Origin of the sequence: Anaerolactibacter massiliensis, from assembly GCF_900290205.1 — a bacterium.
GTDB classification, from domain to species: Bacteria; Bacillota_I; Bacilli_A; order Erysipelotrichales; family Erysipelotrichaceae; genus Bulleidia; species Bulleidia intestinalis.
Map to the genome: position 1 here is coordinate 1900771 of NZ_OLMH01000002.1, position 18706 is coordinate 1919476.

Genomic DNA, 18706 nt, shown 5'->3' on the forward strand with positions numbered 1-18706 from the left:
TCTAGCAATTATTAGAAACCTGCAAGCATGAATCTCTGACCTCATTATAGTCTAATCTTGTATACATGGAACAGGAAATGGACTAGTTTTTTTCTTCACAACATTCTCTCTTTTAAGAGACCCTCAGAAATCATCAGGCCGGAAGGTATCATCGCATGATGAAATCGATATTTAACAAGAAACCAGGAAATGAATAGAATAGACGTTATCGTCTGAAAGGGGAATCTCATGAAGAAGGCAATGACAGAAGGAAACATCTGGAAACAGCTGTTGGGATTCACGCTTCCGCTGTTATTAGGAAACCTATTCCAGCAGACTTACAACCTGGCAGATTCTGCTATTGTCGGTCAGACATTAGGGGCCAATGCTTTGGCAGCAGTAGGGTCTTCCTCTTCGGTTCAGTTCATGGTTCTCGGCTTCTGCCAGGGTTGTGCTGCCGGCTTTGCGATACCGGTCGCATCGTCCTTCGGAGCTGGCAATGAAAAGAAAATGCGCCAGTATGTATTTCTTGGCGCAATTCTGACTGCTGTCATTGCTCTGATTCTGACTCTGACGACCTGTCTTCTGAATACGGAGATTGTTCATCTGCTGCAGACACCTGCAGAGATTGCTGAAGATGCAGAAACCTATCTCTTCATCATCTTCCTCGGAATTCCCTGCACACTTCTCTACAACTATCTTTCTGCAATCCTGAGAGCGATCGGCGACAGCCGTACCCCATTCTATTTCCTGGCATTTTCTTCGATTCTGAATATCGGGCTCGACTTCTACTGCATTCTCAGCTTGCACTGGGGTGTCGCCGGAGCAGCGATCGCCACAATCTTCTCCCAGGGAGTCAGCGGAATCCTCTGCCTTCTTCTGATCAGAAAGAAGTTCAGAATCCTGGTTCCTTCGAAAGAAGAAAAAGCATTTGATCAAGAGATGACCAGAGGACTGCTGAACCAGGGACTGCCCATGGGCTTGCAGTTTTCGATTACTGCCATCGGATCCATGGTGATGCAGACAGCGAACAACGGTCTTGGAACCATTTATGTTTCCGGCTTCGCTGCTGGCGTCAAGATCAAGCAGTTCACGCTCTGCCCATTTGATGCGCTTGGCGCTGCCATCTCCACCTTCATCTCGCAGAATCGCGGAGCCTGCAAGCCAGACCGCATCCGGCAGGGTGAACATGCCGCAATCACGATCGGGGTCACTTATGGAATCCTTGCCGGTCTGATTCTGATCTTCTTCGGCAGAGATCTATGCATGCTGTTTGTATCTGCAGAGAATGCGGAAGTCCTTGATGCCGGAGGCAGATATCTGAGTTCGCTCGGAAAGTTCTACTGGGTGCTTGGTTTCCTGATCACGAAGCGCATGAGTGTTCAGGGCCTAGGCTGGAGCAGACAGGCCATGATCGGCGGAATCATAGAGATGATTGCACGCTGTGCAGTTTCTTCAATCTTTGTTCCGCTGTACGGTTATACAGCAATCTGCTTCACCGATCAGTCTGCCTGGATCTCTGCATCTATCTACCTGTTCTTCATCTGGAAGAATGCACTGCATCATGCAGAGATGGAAATGAAACAGGAACTGGCAATTCAGAAACACTGATCAATCAGTCCTAGCTTGCGGAATGCATTTGCAATTCCATCTTCATCGATATCATCAGTCACAAAATTGGCTGCTTCTTTGGCAATCACAGCACCGTTGCCCATGGCAACACTGATTCCTGCAGCTTCAAGCATCTCTTTATCATTTGCAGAATCTCCGAAGGCAATCGTATCTGCCATCGGTACATGATAATATTCTGAAATCATGCGGATGCCCGTAGCTTTGCTGATACCGGTGCTGGCAATCTCTCCGCCCATGCCGGAATTTTCGGACTCTGACAGCATGCCCATCCAGTTGAACCGGTCTTTAACGCCATTGATGAACTGTTCCCGATCGGTGTCTTCACGGAAGAATGCATCTGCTTTATAGATTGCCTGCCCATGATAATATTCCCGGAACAGCAAAGGCTCTGCCGGAAATGTCTTCGGATCTCTGCCGCGCTTCATATTTTCATTAAAGCGCACGTGGTAATCTGCAATGCCAGCTTCATCCGAGAAGTATTCCGATACGCCCCGGATCGTCACGCATGCCCTTGTTCTCTCCGCAAGATCCATGAGGTAGACGGCATCGCCCTCTTCCATCGGATGTTCAAAGATGATTTTTCCTTCTGCTTCTGCATAAGCACCATCCTGGCATATCTGACCGCTGATAAAATCCATCTCCCGGAATACTTTCGTGAGAACCGGTGAACGGCCAGAGCTCAGAAACAGCAGATGCCCATTTTCTTTTGCTTCGCGGCACGCTTCTATTGCCGAAGCAGGCACTGAGAAAGTCTTATGAGAAAACAAAGTTCCGTCAATATCAAGAAATATCAGTTTCTTCATGGTCTGCTCCTATCTGACATACCCGGAAAGCATATCATGGTTCTCTAAAAACCATCACCTTTTCGTTCAGCTGATCAGTGCAGACCATCCGAGATCATGCAGACAAGCCATCATCAGAAAGCAAAGATGATCAAAATCGTATCAAACGTAACCCGAATCAACACTGTTGTCATCATCAGAGATTCGGCACCTGAAGATCCGAAATGGCAGGTCAGGAGATATGCTCATGCTGCTTCTTCAGATACCTTGATCTGTAATAGCTCATTGCCCGGTACTCAATGATATCGTGAAACTGAGCAATAAACACAGGATCATCAATAAACGGTCTCAGAGAGTCATTCAGAGCCAGCGCATATCCTTCTTTCTCAGTGAAGTATCCGTTACCGGACTTCAGCAGAAATTTAATCGGCATCTGATGGATTCTCGTAAGATTCTGATGATCTGTCATCGCAAGAAATGCTTCTCTTCCGGAACCGGGATTCAGGTCTTTCCAGTTCGTTCCGGTTGTGAAGAATTCCTTCCACGTCTTCAGAACCTGTTCATCCGTAATCTCCATCAATGGCTTTCCATGATTCCAGAAAGTCATCAGCACCGGCATCTTATAGACCTTGGACATGGAAGTAGTTTCCAGAAGATTTAGAAATCCTTCTGCGGTTTCATTCTGATAAATCTTCTCTTCTTCCGGTGTCAGACAGTGATTCTCATGAAGATAAGCCAGGTAATTGCAAAACGGATTTTCTTTTGCATGTCCATAGCAGTACTCATACAGATCATCCTGCATGCAGGTGAACAAATCCATTCTGGTCGGGACATGACCAACTTCTTCTTTCACTCTGACAATCTCATTTCTGATTCTCTCCCGGATTGACAGGGAACGTTCTTCCATCTTCCCTGCCCCGTAATTCCTGGCAATCACGACACCAGCACCCGTAGAAAACCCGTTGAAGAAGAAGACAGCAATATTGACAATCATCGTCGTAGCACCGATCGCCGCCAGTGCTTCCGTGCTCACGAAATTTCCTACTACAATACTGTCAACGCTGTTATAGAGCATCTGAAACAGATTGCCGATCATCAGCGGAACTGCAAACAGCAGAATCTGCCTGGAAATCGGCCCTTCTGTCATCTTGCAAGCTGTAGTTTTCTCTGCCATTCCTGTCTCCCCTTTCCGATTCTTCTGAAAAATATGGTTTCTATTTTAATTCGCATTTAACATCCGGAATCACTGAGTCAAAAAAGATAGCCTCTCAGCTATCTCCCGTATTCAGGATCTCAGAGAATAATCAATTCTCTGAAGAATTGAGTGATCCCTTCTTCCTTCACCGAAGGACACACATATGACGCAGCATTCCTGACTTCGTCCGTGCTGTTTCCCATCGCCACTCCCATTCCGACGCTCTTCAGCATCGGAATATCATTGCCCCCATCACCGAAGGCAATTGCCTGATCTCTGCTCAGATGGAAGAAAGACAGGATCTTCTCCACTCCGATATTCTTTCCTGATCCCTTCGGAATGATATCCACTGCTCTGGGCCACCAGGCAGTAATCTCAGCACCCTTCACACCCTTGAGAACTGAATCATATTCCTCTCTGACGCAGCCGCACATGATCTGATAAACTTCTTCTTTTTCCAGGAATGAATCAAAGTCACCGCTCTTCTTCAGAGTCTGTTTTGAAATTGCAAAATAATCAATCAGATTCTGATCTGCCCCGTTGCACACCAGACGATCTCTTCCTGCTGCCACACAAGGATGATGAATCCTTGCAGCATTCCTAACAATCTTCTCTGCATCCGCAGAAGGAATCGCATGCGAATGAATCAGAATCCCTCTGCTGTCATAGCAATAAGAACCGTTAAAGGTCATATATGCATCAAATGACACTCCTTCAAACACCGGCACCCGGAACGGCGGCCTTCCCGTCGCAATCACCAGAAGAATTCCCTTCTCGTGCAAAGTAATTAACGTCTGCCGCATAGTCTCAGTCATCTTCTTCCAGTCCATATCGACCAGAGTTCCATCAATATCAAAGAAAGCAATCTGAATCTCTCTCATGGCTTTAGCAAGTTTGTCTCCCGGATCCATTATATCGATGAAACAGCAATCTGCAGAACACCATCTCTGCGAACCTCAGATTGTACTAAGATGAAGGAAGGAACAGGAGGGATCTGATTTGGAAATCACAGATGAACAATTGAGATCAAACTTGAAATCAGTTCAGCAACGAATCTCTGATGCCTGCCTGAGAGCAGGCAGAGACCCTTCTGAAGTAAAGCTGATTGCAGTCTCCAAGACCAAACCGGTTCATGATATTGAAGTACTGGAAGAAGCAGGACAGCTCTCCTTCGGAGAGAACTATGTCCAGGAACTGCATGCCAAGCAGGCAGAGCTGAGCAGAAAAACAGAGTGGCATATGATCGGCCATCTTCAGCGTAACAAAGTCAGGTACCTCATCGGCACTGTCGCATTGATTCATTCTGTTGACTCCATTGTGCTTGTAGAACAGATCGAGAAAGAAGCCGCAAAGAAAAACAGGATAATGGACATCCTGATGGAAATCAATATTGCGGAAGAAGAAACCAAATGGGGCTTCCGGATAGAAGAAGCAGAAGCAGCTGCAGAACAGATTGCTGCGTTTCCTCACCTCAGACTGAAGGGGCTCATGACCTCTGCGCCGAAAACAGATTGTCCTGAAACAAACCGAATTTATTTCCGGAATATGAAAAGCCTGGCAGATCAGATTGCCAGGCAGAAGATTCCCGGAGTATCCATGGATATTCTTTCCATGGGAATGACCCAGGACTTTGAAATTGCTATCGAAGAAGGATCATCCATGGTCCGGATCGGAACCGGGCTCTTCGGTGAAAGAACCTATTCACGATGATCCAGAGCTATTTCTCTGCAGAATGTGATTGTTCTGTTTCCTGGCAGTCCTTTTCGATCAGAAAACCAAGATCCTCCATGTCCTGGAGAACAACATAGTAAATCTCGCCGAAATGCTCATCCGGCACCAGCCGGCCCATATCCAGAACATGCTTGATCTTCCCGGTTTTCGTGATGATCCGATAAGAAATATAATCCTCGAATCCCGTATCTTTCTGCGGATTCCGTTCCTGGTCATTCCGGATCTGATCCAGAATGGCTTTTTCAACACGTTCGGCATCGTCCGGATGAATCATTCTGCGGAAACTGCCACCGGTATACTGCAGAAAATCTTCATAGCTGCTGCATTCGTACAGCCGGATCAGATGATTGTTTCCAAACAGAATCTTTTCGGTTTCATCTGCCCGATAAATCAGGAACGCACCCGGCATGCCGGAAGCTATCTTCTCGACGTTGAATCCAAGCCGATCTCTGCGGGCTGTCGAAATCTCAGGATGATATCCGATCGTCGTATTCTTCCCATGAAGCTTTGCCTCATAGAGCGCATTATCCATAACCCGCATCAGAGCTTCCCGGTTACTCGCCTGGGAAGGATAATGGGCATATCCCGCAGATACCGTAAACGTATGAATTTCTCCATCCGCAGTAAACTCAATTTTCTGCTTCAGTGCACTCATAATCTGCTTTGCAGAAAGACCAGGGCTCTGATTTCTCAGAATCACGCAGAACTCATCTCCGCCCGCAATGGCGTAAACCCAATTCAAGGTTCACGCCTTATTTTCTTATTGGTCGCAAGAGAGGAAGCTGCAGCTTTCGCAAGCGCAAAAAAGCCCCTGTCAGGAAAAGAATCGTAAATTTTTAATATGTATTCAGAGCCTTATCGGGATTAGAATCAGATACAGAGGAGCTGCCTCTATACTACGGCTGGAATCAATGGTTGGAAGTCATGATTCCAGCTTTTGTTATTTTCAGAGGGGGATTTCGTCTTCCATCAAGACGGTGCCTGGTATTGTTGATCTTCCCTTTGAATTTGTCCCAGCGTTTCAGATGCCGGTCCCCGCGAACCATTACTTTAAACCTGCTGCACTCTTTTATACATGAACAGGCATATTTCAGCGAAAACTTCTTCTTGAAGAATGCCCGCACAAATGACGATGAATGGCACTTTTCAATGATGTTTTTATTGTTGATGAGATGCTCTTTGTCTTTCTGGATTTTTTCAGAAGCAGCGTTATAAAGCAGACTTTTCAGATTGCTGAAAATAAATCGGGACATTATCTCGTTATAGATCACATTTGCACGGGCGCTGTTGAACTCTTCAATGTCGATCAGATTCTTTAAAATATCATATCCTGTCTCAATGTCCCATCGGTCATTGTGATACAGATTAACGATTTCATCATGAGAGAATTCCTCCTGAGGCAGATTGGTAAAGTATTCCGTATCTGCGGATTTCGGCACCCGGATCTTGTTTCCACTGCCGGTGGTATGCTCTTCTTCGTATTCATAATGATTTCTGAGCAGTCTGATACGCATCTCCGGATGTTCAGAGATAAAGGTCTGTATTGCCGGCCGTATGATCCGCTTCTGCCATATTCTGTCAATCAGAATTGTCAGCCATGTATCTTTGCATTCTGCCGGGATCTCAGCTCTCTGCTTTCTGAAGAAATTGCTTTTTGCCCGAACGAGGTATTTCCAGCCTTTCATCTCACAGTATTTGAAAAGTTCAGCACTGCCATAGTAACGATCAGCCAGGAGAATGACCTTATCATTCTTCAGAACCGATTCCAACGCTTCAAGATGCTGAAAAAGAAGCGGAATTTCTGAAGTATCACAATGCGCCACTCTGAAATCAAGGATGATATGGTTAAGAACATCATATGCGATAGAAACCTTTGCCTGCGGTATCCCATAATGAGCTTCTCCATTTTTATATCCGCACTTCCGTCTTCCGAAGGTTTCTCCCAGGGATGAATCATCAGGCAGATTTATAAACGTTCCATCTATGGCGATCAGAAGATATCCTTTGTAATTTCTCTTTTCCATTGTCAGGTAAATCCGATCCAGAAATAATTCCTGGATCTTCTGCCAGACGCCATGATTGAGAATTGACATCCGTTTCAGAACAGCCTGCTTGGACGGCCTGTCGTTAATACGCAGATCGCTGTAGAAACAGTTAATATCTTCGCTCAGAGTCCTGCCATGACGAAAAATGAGATAGTTGAGCAGGTAACGCAAAGGCATCTTGCCATCTTCTCTTGTAAAAGAGGACTTGATAATTCTTGCAGCCTCAAACAGGGATGGATCATGAATGATGGAAGCGAAAGCCTCAAGGACATTACTGAGGCCCATAAGATCCTTTACTACTAATCGGAATTATCGTCGTATACGAGGCGCGGTTTCTTTTTCGCGAAAGCTGCGCGAATATAAGGAACCTGATCATTATCGAACAGCCCCAGTTCTCTGATTGTACGGTGTTTAACCTTTCCATCTTCCCGATAAGACTCAGTAAGGTAGATAAAGGAAGTTCCCTTTCTGCCTTTATTATTAGGTACTACTTTGACAAACATAACAGCCTCCTTTCCTATACTACATATACTTATATTATGCGTATTAAGAAGATTATTTATCAAGATATATCTATACTACATTCCGCCTGTTCGCAGCAGATCTCAGCGCAAAAGAAAAGGCGTAGACCCTTATTTTGGGTTTACGCCATTGACCAGGGCTCTGATTTCTCAGAATCACGCAGAACTCATCTCCGCCCGTTCTCCCGATCAAAGCATTCGGAAACGAGGCACGCAGATACGCCGCAATGCGGCACAGTGCAGCATCGCCCGCAAGATGCCCATAAAGATCATTAATCAGCTTGAAATCATCCAGATCCAGGAATACTCCAGTCATTTGCTTTGTCTCTGGATCCGCAATCCACTGATCCAGATGAAGAATCAGTCCGCCCCGATTTGCAATTCCTGTAAGGGAATCCTGATAAGCAATCTGCTCAAGTTCCCGGTTCTTATTCGTCAATTCCTCCCGGTATTGAGAAAAATAATGTGCCATGGTCAGGATCGTAGTCCCCGCCATGATAATGGAGCCGATCAGAACAATCCGAAACAGCACCGGGACCAGCTCTGACCGCTGCTGATCCTCATAGGAGGTGATCGTATCCAGCTCCTCCCCCTTGCAGATTACCCAGTCATAATCCGGGTACAGCCTCAGGTAAGTGATTTTTTCAATGCTCTTTCCGGTGGAATTGTCTGGAAAGAAATATCTCTGAAACCCGCTCCCGTAAGTCTTTGCAATCTCGAGTTCTTCTTTATAAGGAGTATTCCCCCTGGCATCCTTGGTTTCCGTAGAAAGATACTCTCCCTCAGTTTCCGGAAAGCCAGGATGGATCAGCCGAATCGCATACCTGTCACCGCCAGCATAATTCAGGATCTGATTCACCCACATATACTGGCCGGCACTGAAACGATCAGAATAGATCTTCTCATAGAATTCTTTCTGAACTTGTGCATGGACTTCTTCTTCCGTCATCCCCGCTGCCTTCAGAACTTCCCGGCGCCGATCCAGGTCCTTGATTGCATTATCTACCGAAGACTTCAGATCATCTTCTTCATTTTCAAGAATACTATTGAAGACAAGCTCTGAATTCTTCCTGATCAGGACCATCGAACCTGCCAGCATGATTCCATTCAGCTCCAGGAGAATCACCAGCAGAAACAGCAATCCCCGAACTTTTTCCTTCTGACCGAAGCCGACCTTATTCAGGAATCTGCGGAAAGGTCTGTATGTGTTCTCGGATGATAAATTCTTATTCCCGTCATTTTTCATGACAGACTCTCCTTCAAAGTCAGAACGAAACTGACTAGATTCTCCCGGCAATTCCAGGCAATCAAGATCTTTCTTCTTTGCCTGTCACAGCATAGCAAAAGTATATTCCAGCATGCCCTTCACAAGCAAGCATTCCACCAGCAAAACCGGCAGAAGCTGCCCCGGTATTCCAGAACTCAGGACCAGGAACTGAAGTTCTGGAAAAGAAATATCTCAGCCTTTTCTCTTAACGAGAGAAAGAAGGCACAGCAGATATTCTTTCTTCATGCATCCTTTGCCAAGGACGATGAAAACTTCAGACGCTGCTGCAGAAAGATCTGTTATGCTCTGATTCATGCAGAAACACGATTTCTATCTGATTCACTTTCTCCCGCTCGAAACAGGAATTCTTCATTTTTATTTGCTCTGCAGTGAACCGATCTTCCCTCTGAAACGTATTATAGGTGAAGGATCCTTCAGAGAAAGCAGAACCAGAAGATGAGATGCACAGCAGAATATCTAGCAGAAACCTATCAGCAGAACCTGTTCCGGGCAGCCCTGTCCATCACGCACAACGTGCAGGATGCGGAAGATGCAGTCCAGAATACCTATCTGAAATACCTGAAAACCAATACAGAGTTTGAAAGCGAAGAACACATTCGGGCATGGCTCTTTCGAACCGTATCCAATCAGGCAAAAGATACCCTCAGAACCTTCTGGCACCGGAATCGCGCTTCCCTGGAAGACTGGATGAATGACCTTGAATTCGAAACCCCGGAAGACAGATCACTCGCCGAAGCAGTCCTCAATCTTCCGTGGAAATACAGCAGCGTCATGCACCTGTATTACTATGAAGACTATTCCGTGAAAGAAATTGCCAGTATTCTGTCTGTCTCAGAAAGCGCCGTCAAGCACCGCCTTCAGAAAGGCAGAGCTGCCCTGAAAACAGAACTCGAAAAAGAAAACACGGAGGAATTGATCCATGAATGAAGACGAATTCAGAGAAAGATATCAGCGCGCATTCTCATCGATCCATGCAGACAAAGATTTCAGAATCAACCTGGAGGAGAATCCCATGAAAGCAGAACAGATCAGATGGAGCAAAGGACTCACTGCGGCAATTACCGCTGCAGCCATTGCATTAGGCGGAGCAACTGTCTATGCGCAGAATATCGGCGGAATCCAGAGAAAGATGCAGATCTGGGTAGACGGAGAGCTGACTACGGCAACCGTAGACCTCAATGATGAAGGCAGCTATACCATCTATGATGCGGCAGGAAATGAAGTCGGAGGCGGAGGAGGCGTTGCATATGACGGGCCGCTGAATCAGGAACGCCCTTTAACCGCTGAAGAAATGGCGAAAGAAATTGCAGATCAGATCACGCTGGATGAAAGCGACGGAAACTATTATCTGTGCTGGCATAACAAGAAGATCGACATCACCGATGACTTCGGCGAAGACCATTATGCGTATCTGACCCTTGTAGATGGATCTGAAACCCTCTATGTCACCATCAATCAGGACGGCTCCTATTCCACCAGCCCAGATCGCTATATGATCCCCGGAAAAGACTTCAGCACCAGATGACAAAGCATGGCCCATCAGGGCCATGTTTTGTTCTTCTCTCTCTAATTCTTTTCTGCAGCCCGTTTCAGAGTCACTAACAGCAGAAGCAATCCGATGCTCAGCAGAATATGTCCGATTCCGGCAATTCCCGAAATCGCCGCATCTGCACCTGCAGAAAGTGCAGTTTCCTTCACCTGAATGATGCCGCGTACCAGCATCATCAGGACCGTCAGCGGCAGTCCGATATTATAAATCAGGAAGAACCTGCGGAAGCTCTTTTCCTTCTCCAGATCCATCTGCCTGGAAAACAATGCAACCAGCAGGAACACCATCATGCCAAGCATAAACAGATGTGCATGAACCTTTGATAGCATCGTGATCCCGGAGAAATGATTCCACTTCGTAAACTCCCGATAGAACACTCCTCCAGCCATTGCCGCAATCGCATACCCCATTGCAAGGTTCAGATACTTCTTCATTTCATTTCTCCCTTCATAGCCTGATAGCCAATCCATACGGTCCAGATATAAGCACATGTTTTCGGAATCATCAGCATTTCCACTGCCGGATACTGCTGTGCAAACAGCACCACCGGAATATAGAAGCCGAAACTCAGCACGATCGTCAGCCACATCCAGCGAAATGGAGCATCCTCATGCGACCGCTGATAGAACAGAACAATGATCACCAATCCCAGCAGCGCAAACGGAATATTGCGGTAAATGCCCCAGACAAGCGGCGGATTCACGCTGGTCCACGCATTCTGCTTCAGAAGACACAGGACTGTCCGGACTGCCGCCAGCAGCCATACGGTCACACTCAGCCCCCTTCTTCCCTGGATCTGATACCGCTCACGCCAGACATAATACAGCAGCACATAGAATACCGTCATCGTGATCGAAGTTATCTGTTTTCCGATTCCAAGTGCCACTGCATGTGCCTCAAACCCATCCGTGCAGAGAGCAATCATGCGCGGAATCAGATGAAACGCATCCCCTGCGCCAAGCACCACCGCCATGATTCCGAACAAGGTATACTGCTTTCTTCCATCCGCCTTTCTCAGCATCAGGATCCCCAGCATCACAACCAGAACCAGATAAACCACATCAAATGCAGATTCAAATACCGCTCTCATCTCTATTTCTCTCTTTCCATCTTCTTTTCAGGCTCATACAGCGTCCGGCTGATCATCTCTATCAGCACATCGCAGTCATCATGTCCCCGTAAAAGAAGCTCAATCATGCTTTCCAGAACATAATTCAGAAAACCATCTTTCGTAAATGACTCATCAAACGCATCCGGACGAACCAGCGGATCATGAATCAGAACTGTCCGGAAGGAAGACAGAATCCGATCCAGATAGCGCATCATCGTCTCTCTCGCTTCGCTGCGCCCATCTTCCGAAACACTCACCGAATGAATCGTGAAGAAATTCGGATATGTCTGAATCCCCTGGTGCAGACGTTCAAAGCATCTGCGCACATATTCAGGGAATGAAGATTCCTCAAGCTGAGAATCCTCCAGACGGAACAGATCTGACCATACGCTCTCAATCGTCGCAATGACCAATGCGTTCTTGGACGGAAAGTAATAGTAAAGTGAACCTAGTCCCATTCCGCACGCTTCAGCAACCGTCCGCATATTCAGCGCAGACAGCCCTTTATGCTGAACAATTTCGCGGCAATGCTTCAGGATTTCTTCTCTGGACGCAAAATGTACAGGCATTTCTTCTCCTTTTCGAACATTGTTCGAAAATAGTTTAGCAGCCGCAGTTTCATTGTCAAGAAAGATGCCAGTTCAGAACCCTAGTTCTTCCCGAAAGGACCCTGATAGGAGCAAGATGATCTGCCCCGGTTTCCGTAAAAGATTCTTGCAGCTGAAGCCCTGCCGATCGCCATCCCTCTGTCATAGCAGGTCCTGATCGTCCGCTGATGCCTCATTCTGTTTAAAGCAGAACAGGAGAAACCAGGCAAGAACACAAAATGCACTTCCTTGTCAGATTGGTTCTGAAAAGGAAGTGCATTGAGACTGTTTTCAGTGATTCAGAAGAATCAATATCATTTTGCGGATTCCGCATTTTTATACATTAATGCTCAGATTCATGAACTTTAATGATTGTTTTTCCTTTAGAACCGCCGCGCCTTACCTTAGCCAATGCATCATTTACCTGATCCAAACTGAATACGGTATCAATAGAAGTTTCCAGCGGATGATCCTTGTCAAACAAGCTAGCTATCTTTTCCAGCTGACTCCCATCCTCATGTACAAAGAGGAAATCATAGGTCTGATTCTTTGCCGCCGCCATTTTGTCATATTTCCTCCCGGCAGCCTGAAAAAGGATTCTCTTAGCAAGCGACATCCCGCTTCTTTTTGCGAACCTTCCATTTGGCAGCCCTCTTAGAGATACCAGGCTGCCGCCTTGTTTCAATACTTTGAATTCGTCAGGAAGCGCACGATCGCCAAGCGTATCAAGAACATGGTCGGCATCGGATAATACCTCGGCGTAGTTTTCTTTTTTATAATCGATGAATTTCTCGGCACCAAGCTTTCGTACACGTTCTTCATTTTCAGCGCTGCCATTTGTATAAACATGCAGTCCGAGGCTCCTGGCTACCGGGATCGCCATCGCGCCAAGACTTCCTGTTCCTCCGGAAATGAACACGGATTCTCCCGGTTTTACCTGCATGATCTCGAAGGCCTGCATTGCTGTAAGAGCAGTAAGCGGAACTGTTGCCGCCTCCTCAAAGGACAGATAATCAGGAATAAGCGCCAGAGCAGATTCTTTCACTGCGGCATATTCCGCGAATGCTCCGATTTTCTTAAGCGGCATACGCCCATAAACCCGATCGCCGGCTTTGATACGTGTTGCTTTCTTTCCGGCTTTTTCTACAATCCCGGAAAATTCATTTCCCATAATGAGGGGCACCTTATATGGCACGATCAGTTTTACTTCCCCATGGATAATCATATTGTCCAGCGGATTTACGGCTGCTGCCATAATGCGTACAAGAATTTCGTCATCCTCCGGGACAGGCACCGGAATGTCTTGAATTTCCAGATCTGTGCCTTTTTTGTCATAATGAGTTAAAATTGCTGCTTTCACTGAATGGCCTCCTTGTTATTCTTTCTGATATATTCCTGCATGTTGCCAATACAGTCTGCGAGCGTCATACCCTGTAATCTTTTTTCCACACTTTTCTCCATATCCCGAAACATCCCTCCGAGAACCGGCCGGATATTATGACCGACAATACAAGCATCATTCGGGTTCTGATGGAGATCAAACAGATGCACGCTATCTGTCTCCATGACGGCTTTATAGATATCAAGCAAAGAAATATCTTCCGGCTTCATGCCAAGCCGGAAACCGCTGACCCCTCGGCGCCCCTCGATCATTCCGGCTTTACTTAGCCTCGTAGTGAGTTTCCGAATATAGCTTGCGTTTGTACCGACGCTTTCCGCGATCTGATCGGAATTCATTGGAGTCTCTGATTCAGAAATCAGAATCAGCGTATGGATAGCCGAAGAAAATTTAGTATCCACAATTATCCCTCCAGTCTATATGTCGCAATATACTCTGTGTCTTCTGCTGTCATGATACCGGGATCCGACTGGATAAATCTGCCCTTCAATCCACTTTCTTCAGCAGCGATTTCAAAATGGCAGAGTGCAATTCCCAGATCTACCTTTTGAATATCACCAGTAGCTTCTTTGGCATACCCCTTCGTCTTCCTTTCATAAAAATGGACCTGATCCTTTTCTGCAGCAACTCTCCATGGCTGCTTGTTCGTAGCAGAAGGAGCGAGACGAACCATTTCAAGTGGCATTTTCCATATACCTGCATCGTTCTCATTCAAGGGATTCTGAAAATTGTCATGGAAAAACAATTCTTCAAATGGAATCCGGCTGTCCGATTTCATTCCTTTTCGCATCATACTCTCTCGTATGGAATGTTTTTCAGCCGCATATCCTATTGGGGTGACTGCCGGCATCACCTCATCTTCCTTTAACTGAACAGCCTTTTCGAATGCTTTACGGTCAATCGTCGCTGCCAGCCATACTGTCCCAAGTCCAAGCGAAGTAGCATAAAGGATAAACTTTTCAAAAGCATACCCGAATGAAATTTCAGCATTCTTCTGCTTCTTGTATTTTCCAGCTACATAGGTATCCGCGCCAAGAATCACAGGACTGCTGACCCTAGTTTCTCGTGCATTGAGAACGAAAAAGGCAACTGGGACATTAAACAATCCTGTGTCATGCTCCAGATAATCTCTCACCCGATTCAGAGTCTCTTCCGGAATTGGCTGTTCTTTATATGTCCGTACGCTCTTTCTATTTCTAACAATTTCTGTGTACATTCTTTCCTCATTTCTTATATTGTATTTGTATCTGGTACTGATACATTAATGTGCATAGTTCTATCTGTCAAGGTTTTTTCGGCAAGAATAAAGAAGCAACCTTTCTCAGATTGATTCTGAAGAGTAAAAAGTGTTAGGCACCAACATATCTTTACGATAAACGGAACCTGGTACGTCCTGATTTTCTGCTTGATCATTTATCTGAACTTTGCACCAGTCCTGGCTGAATGCGGTACCCCTAACATGCTTTTAAAACCTTAACACGCGCAAACTCCTGGCTGCAGCAAGCTATTCATCGCTGCAATAGACGTATGAGCCAGGGGCTAAGGATCTGCCATATTCCTTACCGTGAACCCAGCCACGCAAAGTCAAAAAGAGGCACCTTCCTAGAATCTATTCTAGGAAAATGCCACGCACTACACAAATCAGGATCTTTTTAGTACAGCTTTGCACCGGCCGGGATGTGGTTGTCCACCATCAGAAGATGGAGCTCTTCTTCTCCATTGCGATCATTCACTGCGCTCAGAAGCATGCCGCAGGAATCGATGCCCATCATGGACCTCGGCGGCAGGTTCACAATTGCGATCAGGGTCTTGCCAACCAGCTCTTCCGGCTCATAATACGCGTGAATACCGCTTAAAATCACGCGATCCGTGCCCGTACCGTCATCCAGGACGAACTTCAAGAGTTTCTTTGACTTAGGAACTGCTGAGCATTCCTTGACTTTCACTGCCCGGAAATCAGACTTGCTGAACGTATCGAAATCCACCTAATCTGCAAACAGCGGTTCAATCTTCACTCCGGTAAAATCAATCTTATCATTCGGGGCAAAGAAGCTCTGATCCTGAGACTCCTCTGGCTCAGTCTTTTCTTCAGATGGTCTGCTGTCTCCTTCTCTTGGCTTCATCGTCGGGAGTCGTACAACAATGAAACCATAAATTGGTAAGAATGTTTATAGCTGGTTATTTGGCAAGATTCATCATTTATAACCCTCCGTCTACCAAACTATTTGTCGTAAGAATTTGGTACGTTTGTGGTAAGCTTCTGAAGTTCCTTTTGGCTAAAGGAGGCTTGGATGTGAGTGTAAATATTGTCTGTAATTTCTAAAGACTTATGACCAAGTACAGTCCGTCTTACAAGATCATCCACACCAGCTTCCTTCATTCGAGTTGACATCGTATGTCGGAGAGAGTGGCAGGAAAAATTTGGCAATAGGATCAACCCTTCTGTAACACCACCTGCTTTATCAATCTCAGCCAGATTACAATCGCGGACAATTCTTCTGATAGCTTTATTAACGGTTCCCTGATGCTGCGCATCTCCATACCGATTAACAAAAATGAAGTTTGTATATGAACCTATAATCTGTCTGCACTCGATCCCAGCATCGATTTGATACTGTTTTTCCATGTATAACGCTTCTTTAACTATTGGCAGCATTGGTATCAATCTCTTGCCGGCTTCTGTTTTAGGAGTGTTTGCTCCCCATTTCTGATGGCCATGCTTCGCCCTTTCATCCCTGCTGCAGTAATAAACAATGTCATGGTTAATACTTATGAAATCATTCTCAAAATCAACGTCTTGCCACCGTAAACCCGCAACCTCACCAATTCGCATACCTGTATATATCATTGTCACCAAAAGAGGATACCAATGATTATATTTGCTGCCAGGTTTCTTCAAATAATTCAATAGAAGATCTTGTTCTTCAACAGTGAGACTCTTTTTTGTTTCCTTTTCATACGCATAAGCGCGTTTAAGCTCCGATATCGCATTGTTCGATGGGTTGTTGTGCAAGTATTCATCCTCAACGCCTATTTCTAGGACTTGATGAAGAACGGTATGTACATTATCGATAGTATTAACTTTCAAACCACGTACATCATGCAAAGTATTGTAGAATCCTCTGATATCTGATTTTTTTAAGTTGTTAAGAGGAAGGCTTCCAATCATATCCCGCACAAACATTTCGTATAAATACTTGTAATTTTCGAATGTATTTGGCTTTAATCCTTTTTTTAGTAGCTTCCATTTCTCAAACAGATCATTAATAGTCAATGTATTAGCTTCTATTTTTAGCCCATTATACTGATCGCGTAAGAGATGCTGCTCCTTTTCACGCAATTCTGGCAGAGTATCAGCATAGATAGAATGTCTCTTTTTCATACTGTCAGTCCATCTATATTCATATTTATGATTTGCACGCTCATACTCGCCATTTTTTAAAACTCGATTTTTGCTGTCTTTTCTTCTTATGGTCCCCATTTTTTCAAAGAAAGGATTATTGCAAACGATTTACTTGTTTAGATGTATTAAATGGAATACTGCTTTGCTATATATTCATCAAACTGCTTTCTTTTTATTAGGCGTTTACTTCCAACCCACAAAACAAATTTACAGTTCTCATCGTCACTGATCATCCGGAGCTTGTTTCTCCCAATGCCAGAATATATAGCAGCCTCTTCTAGTGTTAGATTTGATTTTTGCCAAAGTGGAACAAAATCATCTCCTTTTAATGCAGCTATCAAATAATCTATCTGATGGCTTAGATCCTTTGCCGTTCCCTTCTTTCCTCCTTTTTGCTCCATTAAACTGTCTTGATAATACGTATTCATATATTCATTTCCTTTCCAGCATTATTCCAATCACATAAGTTTGTTTTCGAAGAATAATAATCATATATACTGCCATTCAAAGCATCTATACTCTCAATCTCATGGTCCGTGGTATTTCATAGCGGCGTCCTTCCTATATACCTTTTATTTCTCTGTAGATTGGTTCTATGAACACATATGAATACTTACAGCAAAATCGTATTTTAATTACAGATATTGCAACGGCCATTAAAAGCAACCTATTACATGTAGATAACATGACTATTATTCATGTCATATTCATCATCCCGGTATTTTGAATATGCTTCATCACCAATAAGAATGTAATCTGTTGTCACTCCCAATCTTTCCGCAATCGCTTCTAGCAAATCTATTGATAAACCTCTATCGCCTCTTTCAATATGGCTTAAGTGTTCTTTTGAGCAGAACACATCATCGGCCAATCTTGATAAAGATAAATTGTTTTCTAACCTGGCCTCCCGGATCCGTCTTCCAATATCATCATTCGACAGCATTACACTCTCTCCGGTCAGAATCTTTTATGTCTTCAATGATTTCATTTAAAAGCTTTGAGGCATTTATAAGTTTCTCTCTGTATATCTTTGTTTTTATTTCTGAATCATCATTGATCGGGCAATTGGTCAAATAATTCATAGACACGCCAAGAGTCAGAGAAATAGAAAAAATCAGATCTATCGACATACCTCGTGATCCCTGTTCAGTTTTATACAAATGATCTGGAGAACATGCCAAAAGAGCAGCCAGTTCTTGTACAGAAAGGCCTCGTATTTCTCTTGCGTATCGTATCCTTTTACCTGTTTCTTTAAAACTGAACTCCATAACTATCCTTACACGATAATTGTAGGTTTATGTAGCTTTTCTGAATTTGGCGCAGTTTGCCGATAATGGGCGAGTTTAGACCATTGCTGCAACTTCAGGATACATAAAGACCTGTCATCGTATGGTGACAGGTTCCGATCATACGAAACTACCCCAGTTATGGGGGATTCCTCAACTTACGGGTGCCCTTTTACGATATTTATGAAGGAATACCCG

The 18706-nt window shown here is 44.9% G+C and carries 23 protein-coding genes; 4 read left to right on the forward strand and 19 right to left on the reverse strand.

The window, feature by feature from the left end:
• The first annotated feature begins 228 nt into the window (after positions 1-228).
• Positions 229-1590 (forward strand): MATE family efflux transporter, encoded by a 1362-nt coding sequence (locus C7E00_RS12545; protein ID WP_105304585.1) that lies wholly within the window; start codon positions 229-231, stop codon positions 1588-1590.
• Here C7E00_RS12545 and C7E00_RS12550 read toward each other — a convergent pair.
• The 3 genes from C7E00_RS12550 to C7E00_RS12560 form a co-directional block, all read right to left on the reverse strand.
• Complete coding sequence (locus C7E00_RS12550) at positions 1578-2414, reverse strand: HAD family hydrolase (RefSeq protein WP_105304586.1); 837 nt, start codon at positions 2412-2414, stop codon at positions 1578-1580. The genes C7E00_RS12545 and C7E00_RS12550 overlap by 13 nt on opposite strands.
• 211 nt (positions 2415-2625) lie before the next feature.
• The gene (locus C7E00_RS12555) at positions 2626-3567 is read right to left on the reverse strand and encodes an MATE family efflux transporter (protein WP_105304587.1); all 942 of its coding nucleotides are present in this window, start codon (positions 3565-3567) and stop codon (positions 2626-2628) included.
• A 119-nt stretch (positions 3568-3686) separates the two neighbouring features.
• Positions 3687-4469, reverse strand: coding sequence for an HAD family hydrolase (locus C7E00_RS12560; protein WP_105304961.1), 783 nt, complete (start codon positions 4467-4469; stop codon positions 3687-3689).
• A gap of 151 nt (positions 4470-4620) precedes the next feature.
• On the opposite strand from C7E00_RS12560, the gene C7E00_RS12565 reads away from it, so the two are divergent.
• Complete coding sequence (locus C7E00_RS12565; protein WP_239928570.1) at positions 4621-5298, forward strand: YggS family pyridoxal phosphate-dependent enzyme; 678 nt, start codon at positions 4621-4623, stop codon at positions 5296-5298.
• Positions 5299-5305: 7 nt separating this feature from the next.
• On the opposite strand, the gene C7E00_RS12570 is transcribed toward C7E00_RS12565, so the two are convergent.
• From C7E00_RS12570 to C7E00_RS12585, 4 genes are all read right to left on the reverse strand, one after another.
• Positions 5306-6061, reverse strand: a complete 756-nt coding sequence (locus tag C7E00_RS12570) for a diguanylate cyclase (protein WP_105304588.1) — start codon at positions 6059-6061, stop codon at positions 5306-5308.
• 166 nt (positions 6062-6227) lie between these two features.
• Positions 6228-7649: an IS4 family transposase gene (locus C7E00_RS12575; protein ID WP_105303959.1), complete on the reverse strand. Its 1422-nt coding sequence runs from the start codon at positions 7647-7649 to the stop codon at positions 6228-6230.
• Between the two features lie 14 nt (positions 7650-7663).
• On the reverse strand, positions 7664-7867 hold the full coding sequence (locus C7E00_RS12580) for a 2-C-methyl-D-erythritol 4-phosphate cytidylyltransferase (protein WP_105303066.1): 204 nt from the start codon (positions 7865-7867) through the stop codon (positions 7664-7666).
• A 70-nt stretch (positions 7868-7937) separates the two neighbouring features.
• Positions 7938-9131 carry a diguanylate cyclase domain-containing protein gene (locus tag C7E00_RS12585; protein ID WP_105304589.1) on the reverse strand — a complete coding sequence of 398 codons (1194 nt, stop codon included), beginning with the start codon at positions 9129-9131 and terminating at the stop codon, positions 7938-7940.
• A 477-nt stretch (positions 9132-9608) separates the two neighbouring features.
• Between C7E00_RS12585 and C7E00_RS12590 the strand changes: the two genes are divergently transcribed.
• Both C7E00_RS12590 and C7E00_RS12595 read left to right on the forward strand, forming a co-directional pair.
• Positions 9609-10100, forward strand: coding sequence for an RNA polymerase sigma factor (locus C7E00_RS12590; protein WP_105304590.1), 492 nt, complete (start codon positions 9609-9611; stop codon positions 10098-10100).
• Complete coding sequence (locus tag C7E00_RS12595) at positions 10093-10698, forward strand: hypothetical protein (RefSeq protein ID WP_105304591.1); 606 nt, start codon at positions 10093-10095, stop codon at positions 10696-10698. The genes C7E00_RS12590 and C7E00_RS12595 overlap by 8 nt, the downstream gene beginning before the upstream one ends.
• A 41-nt stretch (positions 10699-10739) precedes the next feature.
• Here C7E00_RS12595 and C7E00_RS12600 read toward each other — a convergent pair whose 3' ends face one another.
• From C7E00_RS12600 to C7E00_RS12650, 12 genes are all read right to left on the reverse strand, one after another.
• Positions 10740-11156 (reverse strand): DUF2871 domain-containing protein, encoded by a 417-nt coding sequence (locus C7E00_RS12600; protein WP_105304592.1) that lies wholly within the window; start codon positions 11154-11156, stop codon positions 10740-10742.
• Positions 11153-11812 (reverse strand): hypothetical protein, encoded by a 660-nt coding sequence (locus tag C7E00_RS12605; RefSeq protein WP_105304593.1) that lies wholly within the window; start codon positions 11810-11812, stop codon positions 11153-11155. The genes C7E00_RS12600 and C7E00_RS12605 overlap by 4 nt, the downstream gene beginning before the upstream one ends.
• Before the next feature lie 2 nt (positions 11813-11814).
• Positions 11815-12402: a TetR/AcrR family transcriptional regulator gene (locus C7E00_RS12610; protein WP_105304594.1), complete on the reverse strand. Its 588-nt coding sequence runs from the start codon at positions 12400-12402 to the stop codon at positions 11815-11817.
• A 361-nt stretch (positions 12403-12763) separates the two neighbouring features.
• On the reverse strand, positions 12764-13780 hold the full coding sequence (locus C7E00_RS12615; protein ID WP_105304595.1) for an NADP-dependent oxidoreductase: 1017 nt from the start codon (positions 13778-13780) through the stop codon (positions 12764-12766).
• The gene (locus C7E00_RS12620; protein WP_105304596.1) at positions 13777-14220 is read right to left on the reverse strand and encodes an Rrf2 family transcriptional regulator; all 444 of its coding nucleotides are present in this window, start codon (positions 14218-14220) and stop codon (positions 13777-13779) included. The genes C7E00_RS12615 and C7E00_RS12620 overlap by 4 nt, the downstream gene beginning before the upstream one ends.
• Before the next feature lie 2 nt (positions 14221-14222).
• Positions 14223-15035 carry a nitroreductase family protein gene (locus tag C7E00_RS12625; protein WP_105304597.1) on the reverse strand — a complete coding sequence of 271 codons (813 nt, stop codon included), beginning with the start codon at positions 15033-15035 and terminating at the stop codon, positions 14223-14225.
• 436 nt (positions 15036-15471) lie between these two features.
• A complete protein-coding gene (locus C7E00_RS12630; protein ID WP_338022639.1) occupies positions 15472-15804 on the reverse strand; it encodes a methionine--tRNA ligase subunit beta in 333 nt (110 codons plus the stop codon).
• Positions 15805-15942 carry a hypothetical protein gene (locus C7E00_RS16690; protein ID WP_338022640.1) on the reverse strand — a complete coding sequence of 46 codons (138 nt, stop codon included), beginning with the start codon at positions 15940-15942 and terminating at the stop codon, positions 15805-15807.
• 98 nt (positions 15943-16040) lie between these two features.
• Entirely contained in the window at positions 16041-17300 is a 1260-nt protein-coding gene (locus C7E00_RS12635; RefSeq protein ID WP_105304598.1) for a tyrosine-type recombinase/integrase, read from the reverse strand.
• Between the two features lie 47 nt (positions 17301-17347).
• Positions 17348-17650, reverse strand: coding sequence for an excisionase (locus C7E00_RS12640; protein WP_420808611.1), 303 nt, complete (start codon positions 17648-17650; stop codon positions 17348-17350).
• 242 nt (positions 17651-17892) lie between these two features.
• A complete protein-coding gene (locus C7E00_RS12645) occupies positions 17893-18165 on the reverse strand; it encodes a helix-turn-helix domain-containing protein (protein ID WP_105304599.1) in 273 nt (90 codons plus the stop codon).
• The gene (locus C7E00_RS12650; RefSeq protein WP_105304600.1) at positions 18152-18490 is read right to left on the reverse strand and encodes a helix-turn-helix domain-containing protein; all 339 of its coding nucleotides are present in this window, start codon (positions 18488-18490) and stop codon (positions 18152-18154) included. Before C7E00_RS12650 ends, C7E00_RS12645 begins: the two co-directional genes overlap by 14 nt.
• Positions 18491-18706: the final 216 nt, after the last annotated feature.

Coding starts and splice junctions, on each gene's coding strand:
- C7E00_RS12545 (WP_105304585.1), top strand. CDS start 229: ATGAAGAAGGCAATGACAGAAGGAAACATCTGGAAACAGCTGTTGGGA.
- C7E00_RS12550 (WP_105304586.1), bottom strand. CDS start 2,414: ATGAAGAAACTGATATTTCTTGATATTGACGGAACTTTGTTTTCTCAT.
- C7E00_RS12555 (WP_105304587.1), bottom strand. CDS start 3,567: ATGGCAGAGAAAACTACAGCTTGCAAGATGACAGAAGGGCCGATTTCC.
- C7E00_RS12560 (WP_105304961.1), bottom strand. CDS start 4,469: ATGAGAGAGATTCAGATTGCTTTCTTTGATATTGATGGAACTCTGGTC.
- C7E00_RS12575 (WP_105303959.1), bottom strand. CDS start 7,649: ATGGGCCTCAGTAATGTCCTTGAGGCTTTCGCTTCCATCATTCATGAT.
- C7E00_RS12580 (WP_105303066.1), bottom strand. CDS start 7,867: ATGTTTGTCAAAGTAGTACCTAATAATAAAGGCAGAAAGGGAACTTCC.
- C7E00_RS12585 (WP_105304589.1), bottom strand. CDS start 9,131: ATGAAAAATGACGGGAATAAGAATTTATCATCCGAGAACACATACAGA.
- C7E00_RS12590 (WP_105304590.1), top strand. CDS start 9,609: ATGAGATGCACAGCAGAATATCTAGCAGAAACCTATCAGCAGAACCTG.
- C7E00_RS12595 (WP_105304591.1), top strand. CDS start 10,093: ATGAATGAAGACGAATTCAGAGAAAGATATCAGCGCGCATTCTCATCG.
- C7E00_RS12600 (WP_105304592.1), bottom strand. CDS start 11,156: ATGAAGAAGTATCTGAACCTTGCAATGGGGTATGCGATTGCGGCAATG.
- C7E00_RS12605 (WP_105304593.1), bottom strand. CDS start 11,812: ATGAGAGCGGTATTTGAATCTGCATTTGATGTGGTTTATCTGGTTCTG.
- C7E00_RS12610 (WP_105304594.1), bottom strand. CDS start 12,402: ATGCCTGTACATTTTGCGTCCAGAGAAGAAATCCTGAAGCATTGCCGC.
- C7E00_RS12625 (WP_105304597.1), bottom strand. CDS start 15,035: ATGTACACAGAAATTGTTAGAAATAGAAAGAGCGTACGGACATATAAA.
- C7E00_RS16690 (WP_338022640.1), bottom strand. CDS start 15,942: ATGAAGCCAAGAGAAGGAGACAGCAGACCATCTGAAGAAAAGACTGAG.
- C7E00_RS12635 (WP_105304598.1), bottom strand. CDS start 17,300: ATGGGGACCATAAGAAGAAAAGACAGCAAAAATCGAGTTTTAAAAAAT.
- C7E00_RS12640 (WP_420808611.1), bottom strand. CDS start 17,650: ATGAATACGTATTATCAAGACAGTTTAATGGAGCAAAAAGGAGGAAAG.
- C7E00_RS12645 (WP_105304599.1), bottom strand. CDS start 18,165: ATGCTGTCGAATGATGATATTGGAAGACGGATCCGGGAGGCCAGGTTA.
- C7E00_RS12650 (WP_105304600.1), bottom strand. CDS start 18,490: ATGGAGTTCAGTTTTAAAGAAACAGGTAAAAGGATACGATACGCAAGA.